At 62.9% G+C, this 15,313-nt stretch carries 13 protein-coding genes; 7 read left to right on the forward strand and 6 right to left on the reverse strand.

Annotated elements, in window-relative coordinates:
- Window positions 1-29 precede the first annotated feature (29 nt).
- From HAD_RS04715 to HAD_RS04725, 3 genes are all read left to right on the forward strand, one after another.
- Entirely contained in the window at window positions 30-980 is a 951-nt protein-coding gene (locus HAD_RS04715) for an alpha/beta fold hydrolase (RefSeq protein WP_035569704.1), read from the forward strand.
- Between the two features lie 34 nt (window positions 981-1,014).
- Window positions 1,015-2,484, forward strand: a complete 1,470-nt coding sequence (locus HAD_RS04720; RefSeq protein WP_035569706.1) for an AMP-binding protein — start codon at window positions 1,015-1,017, stop codon at window positions 2,482-2,484.
- 107 nt (window positions 2,485-2,591) lie between these two features.
- Window positions 2,592-3,596, forward strand: a complete 1,005-nt coding sequence (locus HAD_RS04725) for a zinc-dependent alcohol dehydrogenase family protein (RefSeq protein WP_035569707.1) — start codon at window positions 2,592-2,594, stop codon at window positions 3,594-3,596.
- Window positions 3,597-3,748: 152 nt separating this feature from the next.
- Here HAD_RS04725 and phbB read toward each other — a convergent pair whose 3' ends face one another.
- Window positions 3,749-4,474, reverse strand: a complete 726-nt coding sequence (gene phbB / locus HAD_RS04730; protein WP_035569709.1) for an acetoacetyl-CoA reductase — start codon at window positions 4,472-4,474, stop codon at window positions 3,749-3,751.
- Between the two features lie 147 nt (window positions 4,475-4,621).
- On the opposite strand from phbB, the gene phaR reads away from it, so the two are divergent.
- The gene (gene phaR, locus HAD_RS04735; RefSeq protein WP_241765300.1) at window positions 4,622-5,212 is read left to right on the forward strand and encodes a polyhydroxyalkanoate synthesis repressor PhaR; all 591 of its coding nucleotides are present in this window, start codon (window positions 4,622-4,624) and stop codon (window positions 5,210-5,212) included.
- Between the two features lie 76 nt (window positions 5,213-5,288).
- On the opposite strand, the gene HAD_RS04740 is transcribed toward phaR, so the two are convergent.
- Window positions 5,289-5,756, reverse strand: a complete 468-nt coding sequence (locus HAD_RS04740; RefSeq protein WP_035571637.1) for a hypothetical protein — start codon at window positions 5,754-5,756, stop codon at window positions 5,289-5,291.
- A gap of 247 nt (window positions 5,757-6,003) precedes the next feature.
- The gene (locus HAD_RS04745; protein ID WP_051595926.1) at window positions 6,004-6,735 is read right to left on the reverse strand and encodes a glycosyltransferase family 2 protein; all 732 of its coding nucleotides are present in this window, start codon (window positions 6,733-6,735) and stop codon (window positions 6,004-6,006) included.
- 170 nt (window positions 6,736-6,905) lie between these two features.
- Between HAD_RS04745 and HAD_RS04750 the strand changes: the two genes are divergently transcribed.
- A complete protein-coding gene (locus tag HAD_RS04750) occupies window positions 6,906-8,900 on the forward strand; it encodes an ArnT family glycosyltransferase (RefSeq protein WP_035569713.1) in 1,995 nt (664 codons plus the stop codon).
- On the opposite strand, the gene HAD_RS04755 is transcribed toward HAD_RS04750, so the two are convergent.
- Window positions 8,897-11,110, reverse strand: a complete 2,214-nt coding sequence (locus tag HAD_RS04755; protein ID WP_035569715.1) for a TonB-dependent receptor — start codon at window positions 11,108-11,110, stop codon at window positions 8,897-8,899. The genes HAD_RS04750 and HAD_RS04755 overlap by 4 nt on opposite strands.
- A 190-nt stretch (window positions 11,111-11,300) precedes the next feature.
- On the opposite strand from HAD_RS04755, the gene HAD_RS04760 reads away from it, so the two are divergent.
- Entirely contained in the window at window positions 11,301-12,617 is a 1,317-nt protein-coding gene (locus HAD_RS04760; protein ID WP_035569716.1) for an amidohydrolase, read from the forward strand.
- Window positions 12,618-12,626: 9 nt separating this feature from the next.
- Here HAD_RS04760 and HAD_RS04765 read toward each other — a convergent pair whose 3' ends face one another.
- Window positions 12,627-13,199 carry an ActR/PrrA/RegA family redox response regulator transcription factor gene (locus HAD_RS04765; RefSeq protein WP_051595927.1) on the reverse strand — a complete coding sequence of 191 codons (573 nt, stop codon included), beginning with the start codon at window positions 13,197-13,199 and terminating at the stop codon, window positions 12,627-12,629.
- A 48-nt stretch (window positions 13,200-13,247) separates the two neighbouring features.
- Window positions 13,248-14,696, reverse strand: a complete 1,449-nt coding sequence (locus tag HAD_RS04770; RefSeq protein ID WP_241765301.1) for an ActS/PrrB/RegB family redox-sensitive histidine kinase — start codon at window positions 14,694-14,696, stop codon at window positions 13,248-13,250.
- On the opposite strand from HAD_RS04770, the gene HAD_RS04775 reads away from it, so the two are divergent.
- On the forward strand, window positions 14,695-15,306 hold the full coding sequence (locus HAD_RS04775; RefSeq protein ID WP_035569718.1) for an SCO family protein: 612 nt from the start codon (window positions 14,695-14,697) through the stop codon (window positions 15,304-15,306). The two genes, HAD_RS04770 and HAD_RS04775, sit on opposite strands and share 2 nt — an antisense overlap.
- Window positions 15,307-15,313 lie beyond the last annotated feature (7 nt).

Consider the following 15,313-nt stretch of genomic DNA (forward strand, 5'->3'; position numbering starts at 1 on the left):
GCGGCCTTTTCCGTCTGGGATAAAATTGCATGGACACGCCTCTGCCGCCGGATACCGAATTCGTCCTCGTCCCCGGCAATCCGCCGCCGAAGGGGGCCGAGATCGTCTGGTTCAAGGGCACGGGCGGCCGGAATCTTCGGGCCTGCATCGCTCCGGCGCTGGCACCGGACAAGCCGCGCGGCACGGTGATTGTCTGTCCCGGGCGGACGGAATTCATCGAGAAATATTTCGAGGTCGGGCGCGAGCTGCAGACCATGGGCTTTGCCGTCGTCATTCTCGACTGGCCGGGGCAGGGCCTGTCGGACCGTCTGCTGGACGATTCGAAAAAAGGCCATATCGACCGGTTCGAGACGTTCATGGGCGCGCTGGCCAATGGGCTGGAAGCCCTCGATGACCGCCTGCCGCGGCCTTACGTGTCGCTGGCCCATTCCATGGGCGGGGCGATTGCGCTGGCCGCGATTGCCGATGGCCTGGTCAAAGTGGACGCAGCCGCCTTCAGCGCGCCGATGTGGGGGATCAAGTCGAAATTCCTCGGCATGCGCTATCTCGTCTGGGCGATGCGCGCGACGGGCCGGTCCGGCGATTATGCGGTCCAGCCCGGCCCGCCGGAGACGTTCGAGACGAATATCGTCACCCACGACAAGAAACACTGGCAGCTGCAGCGCGACCTGGTCGATGCCCGGCCGGACCTCGAACTCGGCCCGGTGACCTGGGGCTGGCTCGGCGCGTCGCTGGATATCCTGGCCGGCTTTACCAAGGCAAAGACGCTGAGCACGGTGACCATTCCGGTGTTCGTCGCATCGGCCGCCGAGGAACAGCTGGTCGACAATGCGACCCATACCTCGATCTGCAAACGGTTGCCGGATTGCGAGCACGTCACCATCGAGGGCGCGATGCACGAGATCCTGATGGAGACCGACGACAAGCGCGCGGAGTTCTGGGAGGGCTTCCAACGCCTTCTGAAACGTGCGGATATATAAACAAGAAAATTAGACTTGGGTGAGGAGGAAACCTGTGGCGATCATCACGCTTTCACGCATTGTGGCTTACTGGGCGGCGCAACAGCCGGACCGGCCGGCCATTGACCATGAGGGGGTCCAGATCAGCTGGGCCGAGCTCGACCGGCGCACAAACCGCCTGGCGCGGGCCTATGAAAAGCTGGGTGTGAAACAGGACGATTTCGTCACCATCGCGCTGCCGAACGGGATCGAATTCTTCGCGGCCTGCCTTGCCACCTGGAAGGCGGGCGCCACACCGCAGCCGATCTCCGCGCGCCTGCCCAAGCATGAGCGCGACCAGATCGTGGAGCTTGGCAAGCCGTCCCTCGTTGTCGGTGTTCCGGCCGGCGAATATGGCGACACGCCGTCGGTGCCGGAGAATTACGAGCCGGACGCGACCCTTCCGGATACGGAATTGCCCGAGCGCATGGCCGCCTCGATCAAGGCGATGACCAGCGGCGGTTCCACCGGCCGGCCGAAACTGATTGTCTCCAAGATCCCGGCCGCCTGGGACCCGGAGCTGCCCTATCTCGAAATCCCGGTACAGGGGGCGATGCTGATCCCCGGCCCGCTCTATCACAATGGCCCGTTCATGTGGGCGATGATCGCCCTGTTCAAGGGCTGCACCGTCGCCATCACGACACGCTTCGACGCAGAGAAGACGCTGGAAACCATCGAGCGGCTGAAGATCGACGTCGTCTACACCGTGCCGACCATGATGCGCCGCATCTGGGCCCTGCCGGAAGAGGTGCGGAGCAAGTATGACCTGTCCAGCCTGAAAGCGCTGTGGCACCTGGCGGCGCCATGCCCGGCCTGGCTGAAGGAATGTTTCATCGAATGGCTCGGCGGCGATGTCATTTGGGAACTGTATGCCGGCACGGAAGGGCAGGGCACGACAATCATTCAGGGCACGGAATGGCTGGAGCATCGCGGCTCTGTCGGCAAACCGGTCGAAGCGTGCGAAATGATCGTCGTCGACGAGACCGGCAAGGAATTGCCGCCCGGGGAAGTCGGCGAGATCTTCATGCGCCCGCTCGACGGGGCGGGCACGACCTATCGCTATATCGGCGCTGAAGCCAAATCGATCGAAGGCGGTTGGGAAAGCCTCGGCGACATGGGCTATCTGGATGAAGACGGCTATCTCTATCTGACAGACCGCCTGTCGGACATGATCCTGTCGGGCGGGGCGAACATCTATCCGGCCGAAGTGGAAGCTGCGATCGACGCCTATCCGGGCGTGCACTCTTCCGCCGTGATCGGCCTGCCGGACGAGGATATGGGCGCGCGCCTGCATGCCGTGATCTGCCGTCCCGAAGGCGCGGTGGACGAGGCCGACATGGCGGCCCACCTCTCCACCATGCTGGTGCGCTACAAGATCCCGAAGAGCTTCGAATATGTCAGCGAAGCGGTCCGCGACGATGCGGGCAAGGTGCGCCGCAAGACCCTGCGGGAAGAGCGAATCGCGGCGATGGCGCAAAACGCCTGAGTGCCTCTGTGGCGGTCAGGGCCGGGGCCCGGACCCCGCGCCGGTTCTGCTTGACTTACCCTAGGGCGGGGCCCGTCCCCTCCTGAAAAATTCAGGAGGAAGACCCCATGAAAGTTGCTGCTGTTAAGAAGCCTGGCGGGCCCGGCAATCTCGTCATCGAAGACCGTCCAGATCCCGTTGCAGGCCCGGGCGAAGTATTGGTGCGTGTGCGCGCCTCCAGCCTCAACTATCACGACTTCGTCGTCGTCATGGGCGGCATTCCGACCCCCGACGGGCGTATCCCCATGTCGGACGGCGCCTGTGAAGTGGTCGCTGTTGGCGAGGGCGTCACCAAGTGGAAAGTGGGCGACAAGGTATTGTCCCTGTTCTTCCCCGGCTGGCAGTCCGGCCAGATCGAGGCGGCAGGGTTCAATTCCGTCCCCGGAGACGGGGCAGACGGCTTTGGCGCCGAACTGGTGACCGCGCCCGAAACCGCCTTCACCCGCATCCCGGAAGGCTGGAGCTTTGAAGAAGCCGCGACCCTTCCGTGTGCGGCGCTCACCGCCTGGCGCGGGATCGTGGCCGAAGGCAAGATCAAGCCGGGCGACTGGGTGCTGACCCAGGGCACGGGCGGCGTGTCGATCTTTGCGCTGCAACTGGCCAAGGCGGCCGGCTGCCGGGTGATCTCCACGTCTTCCTCGCCGGAAAAGCTGGAGAAACTGAAAGCCCTCGGCGCCGATCATGTGATCAATTACAAGGAAACGCCGGAATGGGGCGCCGAAGCCTTCAAGCTGGCCGGCGGGCGCGGCGTGGATGAAGTCGTCGAGATCGGCGGGCCGGGCACCATGGCCCAGTCCATCGCGGCCTGCCGCCCGGGCGGGCATATCTCGCTGATCGGCGTGCTCACCGGCGTGTCAGGCGAAGTGCCGACGGCGGCGCTGTTCTCGCGCAACATCACCCTGTCCGGCATCACGGTCGGCTCGCGCCGCATGCAGGAAGATATGATCGACGCCCTCGAAGCGAACGGCATCAAGCCGGTGATCGATTCCACATTCCCGCTGGACAAGATTGCCGACGCTTTCGCCCACCAGGCCAGCCAGAAGCATTTCGGCAAGATCGTCCTGACGGTCTGATCCGCCGAAGTCCGTTATGGTCCGGCATGGTCATGTCTGGTCATGCCGGGGCACGGCCTGATCCATTATGGTCCGGTCATGATCATGCGTTGACATGAAAAAACGCCCTCCCGGCAGGGGAGGGCGTTTGTTTGTTCCGGAATGAAACAGGCTTAGCCGGCGATATACTGCGCGCCGTTCACCGTCATCGTTGCGCCGGTGATGAAAGCGCCGTCGTCGCTGGCGAGATAGGCGCACATGGAGGCGATCTCTTCCGGCTTGCCGAGACGGCCGACCGGGATGGTCGAGATGATGCTTTCGAGCACTTTCTCAGGCACAGCGCGCACCATTTCGGTGTCGATGTAGCCAGGGCAGACCGTGTTCACGGTGATGCCCTTCTTGGCGCCTTCCTGGGCCAGCGCCTTGGTGAAACCGATCAGGCCGGCCTTGGCGGCGGAATAGTTCGCCTGGCCGAACTGGCCCTTCTGGCCGTTGATGGACGAGATGTTGATGACGCGGCCCCAGCTGCGCTCGCGCATGCCGTCCCACACCTGGCGGGTGACGTTGAAGGCGGAGGTGAGATCGATGTCGATCACCTGCTGCCATTGGTCTTTGGTCATCTTGTGGAACGGCGCATCGCGCGTCACGCCGGCATTGTTGACGACGATGTCGATGGGGCCGAGATCTTTCTCGATGGCGGCGATGCCAGCGCCGACGGCGTCATAATCGGCGACGTCGAACTTGTAGACATGGATGCCGAGTTCGTCGGCCGTTGCCTTGGCGGCTTCATCGTTACCGGCATAGTTTGCCGCCACCTTGTAGCCGGCTTTTGCCATGGCTGCACTGATGGCGTGACCGATACCGCGTGTACCGCCTGTGACCAGAACCGTTTTGGACATGGGTGCTCCTCCCTGGATTTTTTGCACTGCAACACGCTTAGCGCTACTGTCGCAGGAACTTCAATAGCGCATTGGTCGCATGCAGAATTTATGCGAGATTATGCGGCATAGCACAAAAATTGCTTTTCCCATGGGGAAAGCTGAGGGATGAAAATGGTCAAAGGGACGGGCTCTACGGGGCCAATCATCATCAAGAAATACGCAAACCGGCGCCTCTACGACACGTCGACATCGTCTTATGTGACGCTGGATCACCTGTCGGAACTGGTCCGCGAGGGTCGGGATTTCGAGGTCCGGGATGCCAAGACGGGGGAGGATCTGACGCGTCAGGTTCTGACCCAGATCATCTTCGAGCAGGAAACCAAGGGCGAGGGCGCCTTGCCGCTGAACTTCCTGCGCCAGCTGATCGGCTTCTATGGCGGCGGCGCGCAGACCTTTCTGCCGGCTTTCCTCGACATGTCGATGAATTCCTTCGCCGAAGCGCAGAAGGAATGGCAGAAAGCGGCCAACCCGATGACCATGTTCGAGAAACAGGCCCGCCGGAACATGGTGATGTTCGAGCAGGCCATGAAGATGTTCATGCCGACGCTCTACAATTCGACCAAGCCGCAGAAGCCGGGGTCATCCTCGTCTCCCGCCGGCTCCATGATGGAAATGCAGGCCGAGGCGCTGGCCAACATGCAGGCCCAGATGTCCGCCATTCAGGACCAGCTGGCAGAGCTTTACCGCAAGGACTGACGCCCGCGCGCCTTCCGGAAACAAAAAAGCCCGCTCGGTTGAGCGGGCTTTTTCCGTTGTACCTGTCCGGTCAGGCTCAGCCGTGATCGACCCCGAAGTCGCGGCGGGCAGACACGATGGTCACCACCACGCCGGCCAGCACATCCAGAAGTGTCATCGACATCAGGATGAAGAAGGTGGAGGTGGCGAAGTTCGGCGCCAGCAGGAATTCGATCAGGCACAGAATGAACAGCATCATCGAAATCGCGTGATTGATGATGGTCGAGGTGCCGGTGCTGGTGGATTTCAGGATTTCCAGGAACAGGAAAACGATCGACAACAGCAGGATGGCATCGCCCTGTGTCAGCACCCACCGCACGCCGGAAATCATGGGCAGGGTAAAGAAAGTCTCGTTCAGCACCGCCTGGAGCGGAGCCATGTCGCTGGCAACGATCTGGCCCAGTTCATTGGTTGTGGTGGCCGGACCGCCAGCCATGACGGCCAGAAGGTTGTAGAGGGCCACCGGAACGACCAGTAGCGGAAAGATTCCGAAGATTGCACGCATCAAATACCCCTTTTCGGTGCTGCTGCGGGACCCGGCATTCTGCCGTCTTTTCCTGGCGATAAAACCGCCAGCGATGGCTGCCTGTGTGTCCTTTTTCATGTTCACTAACCCGTCGCTCAGCGCGTGTTAACACGAGGTGTACCGGATAGTTTCCGGCGAGGCGAGGAAAAACCCCCACGGCCTTAACCACCAGTATTCCCGTAAATCGGGCGATTTGCGGGCGGGCAGCCCGGGAATCCGGTAACGGTCAGATCTCGTCCGCGCCGCCCGGATGGCGCCGGCGGCGGATCAGCCAGGTGACGCCGCGCAGGTCAGAGAGGGCATCGTTCAGGCGGCCGAAATTCGTGTAGTTCGACTTGCCCGTCCCGCGCTCGCGGTGGTTCACATCGCGGTATTCCACATCGAGCCCCTCGGCCCGCATCAGGGCGGGCATGTAGCGGTGCATGTGATCGAAATAGGGCAGCTGGATATAGGCGGCGCGTTTCATCACCTTGATGCCGCAGCCGCTGTCGTCGCAATCATCCTTCAGCATGCGCTTGCGGATATTGTTGGCGAAGCGGGAGCCGAACCGCTTCCAGGCGGTATCCTTGCGCTTGGCCCGGCGGCCCATCACCATGTTCAGCTTCTCCGGCGCATCCTGCCGGGTCAGCTGGCGGTAGAGGTCTGGCAGGTCGGCCGGATCGTTCTGGCCGTCACCGTCCAGCGTGCCGATGACGGGGGCCTTGGCGGCAAGGATGCCAGACCGGATCGCGCGGCTCTGGCCGGCATTCTTCCGGTGGCCGATGACGCGAAGCATCGGATAATCCGCCTTCAGCTCCACCAGCCGGGCGCGGGTATCGTCGGTCGAGGCGTCGTCGACAAACACCATTTCATAGGCGCGCCCGTCGAGGGCCTTGGCGATCTCGCTGATCAGGGTTGCCACATTTCCGGATTCATTGTGCACCGGAACGACGACGGAAAACTCAAGAGCCTGGTCCAATTCCAGATCCCTTCTGCTGATGGGCCCCCGATAAGCCGGCCCCCGAAAGTCTTCGCGTCATACAGAGCGTTCCGCCAGATGGCGAGCCCTGCGCTTCACTTGCGGCTGATACGGGCACCTGCGTCCAAAAGCGCAAGACGAAGCGGCCCGAAGCGGTTAGAGCATGGGTCATGACATTGCTCGACCGCCTTTCGACCGGCTGGAAAGCCTGGGTCGCTCTCTTCCTCATTACGTTCAGCGCCGCTGCGCCCGGCGTTTTCCTGTTGCCCGCGCTGGACCGCGATGAAAGCCGGTTCGCCCAGGCCTCCAAGCAGATGCTGGAGGACCATGACTATATCCGCATCCAGTATCAGGATGAGCTGCGCAACAAGAAGCCCGCCGGGATCCACTGGCTGCAGGCAGCCTCGACGGCGGTCTTCACCGGGCCGGAAGCGAAGCAGATCTGGACCTATCGTTTCCCGAGCTGGATCGGCGCGAGCCTCGCGGCGGTGGCCTGTTTCTGGTGCGGCATCCCGCTGGTCGGGCGGCGGGCGGCCTTTCTCGGCGCGGCGCTGTTCGGCTCAACCCTGCTGCTGACCTCCGAGGCGCATATTTCCAAGACCGATGCGGTGCTGGTCTGCCTGACAACATTTGGCATTGGCGCGCTGGGACGGCTCTACCTCCGCGAGGGGCCGCCGAAGAAGGCGGCTCTCCTGTTCTGGCTCGCCATGGGACTGGGCTTCCTGATCAAGGGACCGGTCACGCCGATGGTTGCGGCCTATGCCGGGGTCGGCGCCTGGGTCTGGGGCCGGGCTGAAAACGGGAAGGGGGGCGACTGGTGGCGCCCGCTCATCTGGTGGCCGGGGCCGCTTCTGTTCGTGGCGCTGGTGCTGCCCTGGTTTACCTGGGTGCAGATCGCGACCAGCGGAGAATTCCTGCAGGGCGCCGTCGGCAAGGACCTGAAAGACAAATTCACCGGCGCCTCCGAAGGCCATGGCGGCTGGCCGTTCTTTCACCTCACCCATCTGCCAGTGTGGTTCTTCCCCGCGATCCTGCTGATCGTGCCCGGACTCGTTGCCGGCTGGAAAGATGTGCGGCAGGCGACTGTGCCGCGGGCCGGGCGGCCGGGGCTGATGATTGGCGGCGCGCTGCTCGCGCTGAGCCTGCTGCTGGCGCTGGTCCTGCCGGCATCCGCGGCCAATGGGATCAAGGTGGCCTACCCGGCGGTGCTGCTGCTTGTGTTCGGTTTCCTCTCGACACGGGATGAATGGTGGCGCCGGGCGCCGGTTTCGCCGGAAGCGTCGGCAGAGGTGAAGGGCCTGCGCCTGCTTTTGTCCTGGACGCTGCTGACCTGGGCTTTCTTCGAGCTGATGCCGACCCTGCTGAGCCACTATATCCTGCCCGCCTATCCGGGGATGGCGCTGCTCTGCGGCTATGCGGCCGTGCGGCTGATCGAAGGGCGGAGCATGCCGGTCTCGCGCTGGCTGTCGCTCGCGCTGTTCGGGCTTGGGGCTGCCTTGTTGCTGGGCGTCTCCTATCCGGGCGCGGCGCATTACTTCATGGCCGAGGCGGCAGGAGACTTTAAGACGGCGTCCGGACCCGAAATCCTGTCGACCTGGCAAGCCTATTACCAATACCCGGTCTGGCTGTGGTGGGCGGCGTTTGCGCTGTGCGGCGCAGCGGCGATCGAGTTCAGCCGTGCCCGGATGGTCATGTCCATCATTCTGGCTGTGGCGGGCGCCTTCGTGATCGGCTGGCATATCCGCATCTTCATGTTGCCCAGCCAGGTCTGGGTGCAGCCGACGGAAACCGCGCGGCTTGCGCTGGAAGATGTGTGCGGCATTCCGGGAGAGGCGTGTGCGATGACGCCGCCTGAGCGCATTCTCGCGCTTGGCTATGCCGAGCCGTCCTACATCCTGACCATGGGGACGCAGAACACCCACCCGCCGGAAACACCGCTGGACCTGCCGACGGACGAGCGCGCCTATCCGGTTGTCTACCTCGTGAACTATGAGGACCGGAAGGCCGAGCCGCCGGTGGCGGAGGAAGTGGAACACCTGCGCGATCAGGCGCAGGGTATGGGCCTCTGCATCACGGAGTCAGAGCCATATTATGCGCTGAACTATTCCAATGGCGATCCGGTCCATTTCGTTGCCATGCGCTTCGACAGGGATTGCGGACGCTAGAAGCTGTACCCGACGCGGATGCCGTAGGTGCGCGGGTCTGAGCGGAACGTGTCATAGCCGATGAACCCATAGCCCGAGAGCGCGTAGTCTTCATCCGTCAGGTTGCGGCCCCAGATCGTCACGTCGACACCGGAGTCTTCCAGCCGGATGCCCGCCTCCGCCTGTAGCGTCGTGAAGCCCTTCTGAGAGCGGGCCTCAAGGCCTTCCGGGTCCAGATAATAGCGGCTGCGATATTTGGCATGCAGGGAGAGGTGACCTGTGACGGAGGGGGCCAGGGCAACATCGTATCGTCCGCCGAGGGTCGCAGATGTTTTCGGCGCGAAGGGCAGGGGCTTGCCGTTGAACTTTGCGGCGTTGCCGCCGATGTCGGACGTCTGGTCGATTTCCGTATCAAGCAGGGTCAGTCCGCCATTGAGGGAGAGCGACTCTGTGGCTTGCCAGCTGAAGTCCGCATCGAGGCCGTAGACCATTGCGGCGTCGAGGTTCGACAGGGAGTTCGAGGTGATGCTGCCGCCGCCGGGAAGGGGAAAGTTCACGAAGATACGCGCCTGGGGGGAGTCATAGTCCTGCCAGAACAGGGCGGCATTCCAGACGAAGTGGGCGCTGGGCGTCGCTTTGAAGCCTGCCTCATAAGCTGTGACGGATTCGGCGTCGAAGAGACCTTCATCGGAAAAGTGCGCCGCATTGTTCTGCACTTCGCCATTGAAGCCCGCGGACTTGTAGCTGTTCGCAACGGACACATAAGCCGTGCCCGCGCCGGTCTCGTAGGCGAGGGCAAGATTGCCGGTCAGCTGCGTGTCGTCGATCTTGTTGGAACCGGATGCGAGGCCAAGCCCGCCGACATTGTTGTAGCCGACGATGCCATCATCGAAGATGTGCCGGCCGGCGCCGGCGCCTTCGATTTTCTCCTGCGTGATCCGTGCTCCGACCGTTGCGGTCAGCCTGTCTGACAGGGCGAACTCATTATAGGTGAACGCGGCGAGCACTTTGCGGTTCTGCCGGATGTCCGTCACAAGCGTCATGGCGGCGCCATCGGAAACGGGCGCCGGGCCTGCACGGCTGGCGGCGCCGACATAAGGGCAGGCGCCGAGCAAGGTGTCCGGATCCAGCTCGCCGCACCAGATCGTATAGGTCTGGCTGAAATCTTCCTGGGCCGCATAGATGCCAAACAGGGTGGAGCCACCGGCCCGTTCGGTCTTCAGGCGGACTTCCTGGGAGTATTGCCGGAAGTCGCGGAGGTAAGAGAGGTTCGCGCTGAGCTGGGGATTGCCAAAGAGCGCCGTCGCGCCGTCAAAGTCGAACCCGTATGCCTGATGAAATCCCTCGAACGCTGTGAGGGACGTCAGCGACCAGCCACCGATGTCACGCGTGTATTCGGCGGAGGTGCCGTAAAACGCGTTATCCGTATCCTGAATGCCGTCGCTGCCGACGGAGATCTCGTGATCCGACAGGTCCAGCGTGTCATTGCGCGGTGCGGCATTGATGCCATTGTCTTCCTCGTAATGCGTGCGGACCAGAAGTTTGCCGCCAAGGGCATCTTCCCAGTTGAGACCGAGCCGCAGGCCGAACTCGTCCCGTATGCCGCCGGCTGCGTCCGGCCCGCCGGCATTGTCCAGTGCAGCATCACGCGACAGGTAGCGCCCGGCGAGGCGGAAGCTGAAGTCATTGACGCTGTCCCCATAGGCCCCTTCGACATCTGTGCGTTCCAGGTTTCCATACCCGGCGCGGACGTAACGCGATTGGCCATCTCCCGGACGGGCGGTGAGGAAGCTGATCGCACCTGAGGACGCGTTGCGCCCGAACAGCGTGCCTTGCGGCCCCTTCAGCACTTCCACTCCCGCGAGATCATAGAGCATGAGGCCGGTCTGCACATTCGTCGCCAGCAACACGCCGTCGGAATAGACCGCTGCTGCGCCCGGCGTCAGGGCCTGATGATCCACCGCGCCGATCCCGCGTATCTGGAACGCCACCTGGGTGCCATTGGCCACGGCGGCTTCCACGCCGGTGAGCAGGTCAGTCACATCCTCTGCGCCGAGATAGGCGGAGGCGAAATCCAGCTCATCTCCGCTGATCACGCTGACCGACATGGGGATGTCGCTGAGTGGTGTCTGGCTGGCCGTTGCCGTTGTGACGACAGGATCGAGTCTTGCCGGGGCATCTTCCGGTTCGGCAGTGAATGTTGACGCGGCGAGGATAAGCGCAAGAGACATTTAGAGAGGCCTTCTTTGGGAAGAGGGCGCTTATCAGGCTTCGCGAAAGGCCATCAACAGGATCGCTGCCGCGTGCCTGCTAAAGTGACTTTGTACTTTACTTTCTGCAGGTTTGCCCGGGCCTGACAGGTCGGTGATTTACACCGCCGGGTCTGGCGCATAGCCTGAGGTGAACAGCGGGAGACATCACATGAACTGGACGTTTCGGGCGTGCGCCGCCTCACTGATCGCACTTGGAACGGCGGGCATGGCCTCAGCCGACAGCGACCTCAGCGCGGCGATCGACAAGGACTATCAGGAAAATCTGGGACCCTTGTTCCAGTATTTTCACCAGCACCCGGAGCTCTCTTTCCTGGAGACAGAAACCGCAAAGCGGCTTGCGTCCGAACTGCGGGCCCTCGGCTATGACGTGACCGAAGGCGTTGGCGGCACCGGCGTGGTGGCGGTCATGAAGAACGGCGACGGCCCGACGGTCCTGATGCGCGCCGACATGGATGGCCTGCCGTTGAAAGAAGATAGCGGTGTGGCGCAACCTTCCACGGTCACCCAGGTCGACATCGACGGCATCGAGAAGCCGGTGATGCACGCCTGCGGGCATGATGTGCACATTACCTCGCTGGTCGGCGCCGCCCGCCAGATGGCCGCGCGCAAGGAAGATTGGTCCGGCACGCTGGTGCTGGTCGGCCAGCCCGCAGAGGAGCGGATCGGCGGCGCACGCGCGATGATCCAGGACGGCCTCTATGAGCGTTTCCCGAAGCCGGACTATGCGATTGCCTTCCATGTCGCGTCCGAACTTGAGACCGGAACAATCGAGGTGCCTCTGGAACAGGTCGCGTCGAGTTCCGACAGTGTCGACATCATTGTTCACGGTGTCGGCGCGCACGGGGCCTATCCGCATATGGGGATCGACCCGGTTCTTGTGGCATCTCAGATCGTGGTCTCACTCCAGTCGATCGTCTCGCGGACGATTGCGCCGCTGGAGCCGGGCGTGATCACGGTTGGGGCCATCCATGGTGGCTTCAAGCACAACATTATCGGCGACAAGGTCGAGATGCAGATCACCGTCCGCTCCGACGATCCGGACGTGCGTGAGGAATTGCTGGACGGAATCGACCGGGTCGCGCGCGGCGTCGCGATCTCGATGGATGTGCCAGAAGACCTGATGCCGGAGGTTATCCGGTCCGAGACGGAAACCACACCGCCCACGATCAATGATCCGGCGACCGCCCAGCGCCTGCGCGATGCGTTTACGGCGCGTATTTCAGATGATGTGCTGGTGGACCCGCCGCGCGGCGGCATGGGGGCAGAGGATTTTGCCTATTTCGTTACGCCGGATACCGGCGTGAAGGGCGTCTATTTCAATGTTGGCGGCACGCCGGCCGATGAGCTGGAAAATGCGTCGTCCCACCATTCCCCGTTCTTCAGGATCTGGCCGGAGCCGTCGGTGGAACTGGGCACGGAAGCCATGGTCATCGGGGCGATGACCCTGATGCCGGTGAAGGACTGACGGAAAAGATCAGCGCGGCGCGCGCTTGGCGAGAATTCGCTGCAGCGTGCGCCGGTGCATGTTCAGGCGGCGGGCTGTTTCCGAGACATTGTGATTGCACAGCTCATAGACGCGCTGGATGTGTTCCCAGCGGACCCGGTCGGCTGACATCGGGTTTTCCGGCGGGGCCGGTTTTTCATCGGTCGTGGCCGTGAGGGCGCGGATGATGTCTTCCACATCGGCCGGTTTCGACAAATAGTCCACGGCGCCTGCCTTGACCGCTGCGACGGCGGTGGCGATGGCGCCATAACCGGTCAGGATGACGGCGCGGGCATCCGGGCGGCTCTTCTGCAGCACTTCCACCACATCAAGGCCGCTGCCATCTTCCAGGCGCAGGTCGAGCACGGCGAAAGCGGGCGGGTTGAGGCGGGCAATATCCTTGCCTTCGGCCACATTTGTGACCGCCGAGACGATGAATCCCCGCTGGGCGAGGGCACGGGCCAGACGCTGCACGAACGGGCCATCATCATCCATGACGAGGCAAGAGCGATCTTCAATGCCCTCCAAACTCTCGTGAAGATTGATATTTACTGGCCGTTCCATGCTCAGCTTCCCTAGCTACCTGATTCTTTTATAGGACTTCCAAATCAATTAATCCAACGCGGATGCTTCAAGAGCTGCACGTGGCCAGAGCGCCTGAACGATGGCGCCCTTGCGGGGTGGGGTGCGGTTCCTGGTGGCGATCCGGCCGCCGGTTCTTTCAATCAGGGTTTTTGCAATAAAGAAGCCAAGTCCCATGTCTCCGCCGCCGAGATGGGCTTCGCTCCGCTCCGAGACATAAGGCTCTCCCAGCTTCGGCAGGACTTCCTGCGCAAAGCCCGGCCCGTCATCGCTGATCGAGATCATGATCTGGTCTGCCGTCCAGCTGGCCTGCGCGGTGACCTGGGAATCGGCAAAGCTGACGGCATTTTCCACGAAGGCGCTGATGGCATGCAGGATTTCGGGACTGCGATTGAGAATGGGAGGACGGGAGTCATTTTCCTCGCCGGGCCGGACAACCACTTCCACAGCGACGCCAAGGCCCTTGAACGGTGCCGCGGCCTCCGCGACCAGCGCGTCCAGCGTCACGCGGGCATGGACGATGTCGGTGGCTTCGCGGGCCTCCCGGATTGTCGCGAGGATGTTCCGGCACCGGTCTGCCTGTTCGGCCAGAAGGGTGAGATCTTCGTATTTCGGGTCGTCTTCGGGGGTTTCGGCCAGCAATTCCTTGGCGACGAGGTGGATGGTGGCGAGCGGCGTGCCAAGCTCGTGCGTCGTCATGGCGGACATCGCGCCGATCGCAGAGAGCTTCTGTTCCCGCGCCATCACGATGCTGGCCGCATCGAGCGCGCGCACCAGCTTGGCTTCGTCCTGGCTGACGCGCCCGGCGGAGACGGCGAAAAACACGACGCCAACGGCAAGGGCTGCAAACTGGCCGAGATGGAACAGGGGCGGCAGTTCGACCATGGCGCCATTGATCCAGGGCAGGGGCAGGGAAATCAGCGGCATGACGGCCGCAAGGGTCAGCGCCAGCAGGGCGATCAGGACGGCCCGTGTGGGCGACAGGCTGAGCGCCGCCACCGTGACCGGCGCGACCAGCAAGAGCAGGAAGGGGTTCGACAGGCCGCCCGTCACCGCGACCAGCGCCGCCAGCTGTACGGTATCGAAGGCAAGCTGGAGCGAGGCTTCCCACCCGCGCGTCAGGCGCTGGCTCTGGAAGGCGAAGGACAGGAAGACGTTCAACCAGGCAGAGGCGGCGATAATGGCGAGGCACGCCGCCAGCGGCAGGTCGAAATGCAGCACGAAGGCCACGAACAGCACCGCGGCCGTCTGTCCGGCAACGGCCAGCCAGCGCAGGGTGATGAACGTCCGCAATCGCGTCCGGCCGAGGGCCGATTGGGCCGACCCAAGCCCTTCCGGGGCGAGGGTGAAGATGGCATCGTCGAAGCCGAGCCGGTCGGCACGGTTCACGTCTTGGCGGGACAGATCACTCATTTGTGTCTTATGCGGCAGCGTGACGCCCTCGCCAAGCGGTGGGTGGCCGTCATAGAGGAAGGTCATGACCAGATTTCGTTTGTCCGCGGCCCTGCTGGCTGCGCTGCTCGCTGCCTGCGGTCCCGCAAAACCTGCTGAGCCATCTGCCGGCGGTCCTTCTGCGGGCTGCATGTCCCGCGCCTATCCCAATATCGGCGGGCCGATTTCGCTGGTGAACCAGGACGGCGAACAGGTGACGGAGGCGACCTATAAAGGCCATCCGACACTGATCTATTTCGGCTTCACCTATTGTCCGGATGTCTGCCCGATGACTCTGGTGACCGTGAAGCGGGCCTATGACCGCCTGCCGGAGGGCGTCAGCCCGCCGCAGACGCTGCTGATTTCGATCGATCCGGAACGGGATACGCCCGAGCAACTGGCGCAATACGTCTCGACCAATGCTTTCCCGGACAATCTCCAGGGCCTGACCGGAACGCCGGAAGACGTGCGCGCCGCCGCCGATGCCTTCCTGGCTGACTATTCACGAATCGAGCAGCCGGGCAGTCAAAGCGAGTATTCGATGGATCACACGTCGCTGCTGTATCTGATGGATGAAGACTGGAAGCTGAAAACCTTCTTCACCCATGAAGACACCGACGAGATGATCGCGACCTGTCTCACCGAAATGCTGGAATAGTCCGGCC

The sequence above is a fragment of the Hyphomonas adhaerens MHS-3 genome (genome assembly GCF_000685235.1).
In the GTDB taxonomy this organism is placed as follows: Bacteria; Pseudomonadota; Alphaproteobacteria; order Caulobacterales; family Hyphomonadaceae; genus Hyphomonas; species Hyphomonas adhaerens.

Excerpts from the sequence above, each read along its gene's own strand:
- HAD_RS04765 (WP_051595927.1), bottom strand. The coding sequence starts at position 13,199 with ATGGAACGGCCAGTAAATATCAATCTTCACGAGAGTTTGGAGGGCATT.
- HAD_RS04755 (WP_035569715.1), bottom strand. The coding sequence starts at position 11,110 with ATGTCTCTTGCGCTTATCCTCGCCGCGTCAACATTCACTGCCGAACCG.
- HAD_RS04775 (WP_035569718.1), top strand. The coding sequence starts at position 14,695 with ATGACCAGATTTCGTTTGTCCGCGGCCCTGCTGGCTGCGCTGCTCGCT.
- HAD_RS04750 (WP_035569713.1), top strand. The coding sequence starts at position 6,906 with ATGACATTGCTCGACCGCCTTTCGACCGGCTGGAAAGCCTGGGTCGCT.
- HAD_RS04725 (WP_035569707.1), top strand. The coding sequence starts at position 2,592 with ATGAAAGTTGCTGCTGTTAAGAAGCCTGGCGGGCCCGGCAATCTCGTC.
- HAD_RS04770 (WP_241765301.1), bottom strand. The coding sequence starts at position 14,696 with ATGACCTTCCTCTATGACGGCCACCCACCGCTTGGCGAGGGCGTCACG.
- phaR (WP_241765300.1), top strand. The coding sequence starts at position 4,622 with ATGAAAATGGTCAAAGGGACGGGCTCTACGGGGCCAATCATCATCAAG.
- HAD_RS04740 (WP_035571637.1), bottom strand. The coding sequence starts at position 5,756 with ATGCGTGCAATCTTCGGAATCTTTCCGCTACTGGTCGTTCCGGTGGCC.
- HAD_RS04715 (WP_035569704.1), top strand. The coding sequence starts at position 30 with ATGGACACGCCTCTGCCGCCGGATACCGAATTCGTCCTCGTCCCCGGC.
- HAD_RS04760 (WP_035569716.1), top strand. The coding sequence starts at position 11,301 with ATGAACTGGACGTTTCGGGCGTGCGCCGCCTCACTGATCGCACTTGGA.
- phbB (WP_035569709.1), bottom strand. The coding sequence starts at position 4,474 with ATGTCCAAAACGGTTCTGGTCACAGGCGGTACACGCGGTATCGGTCAC.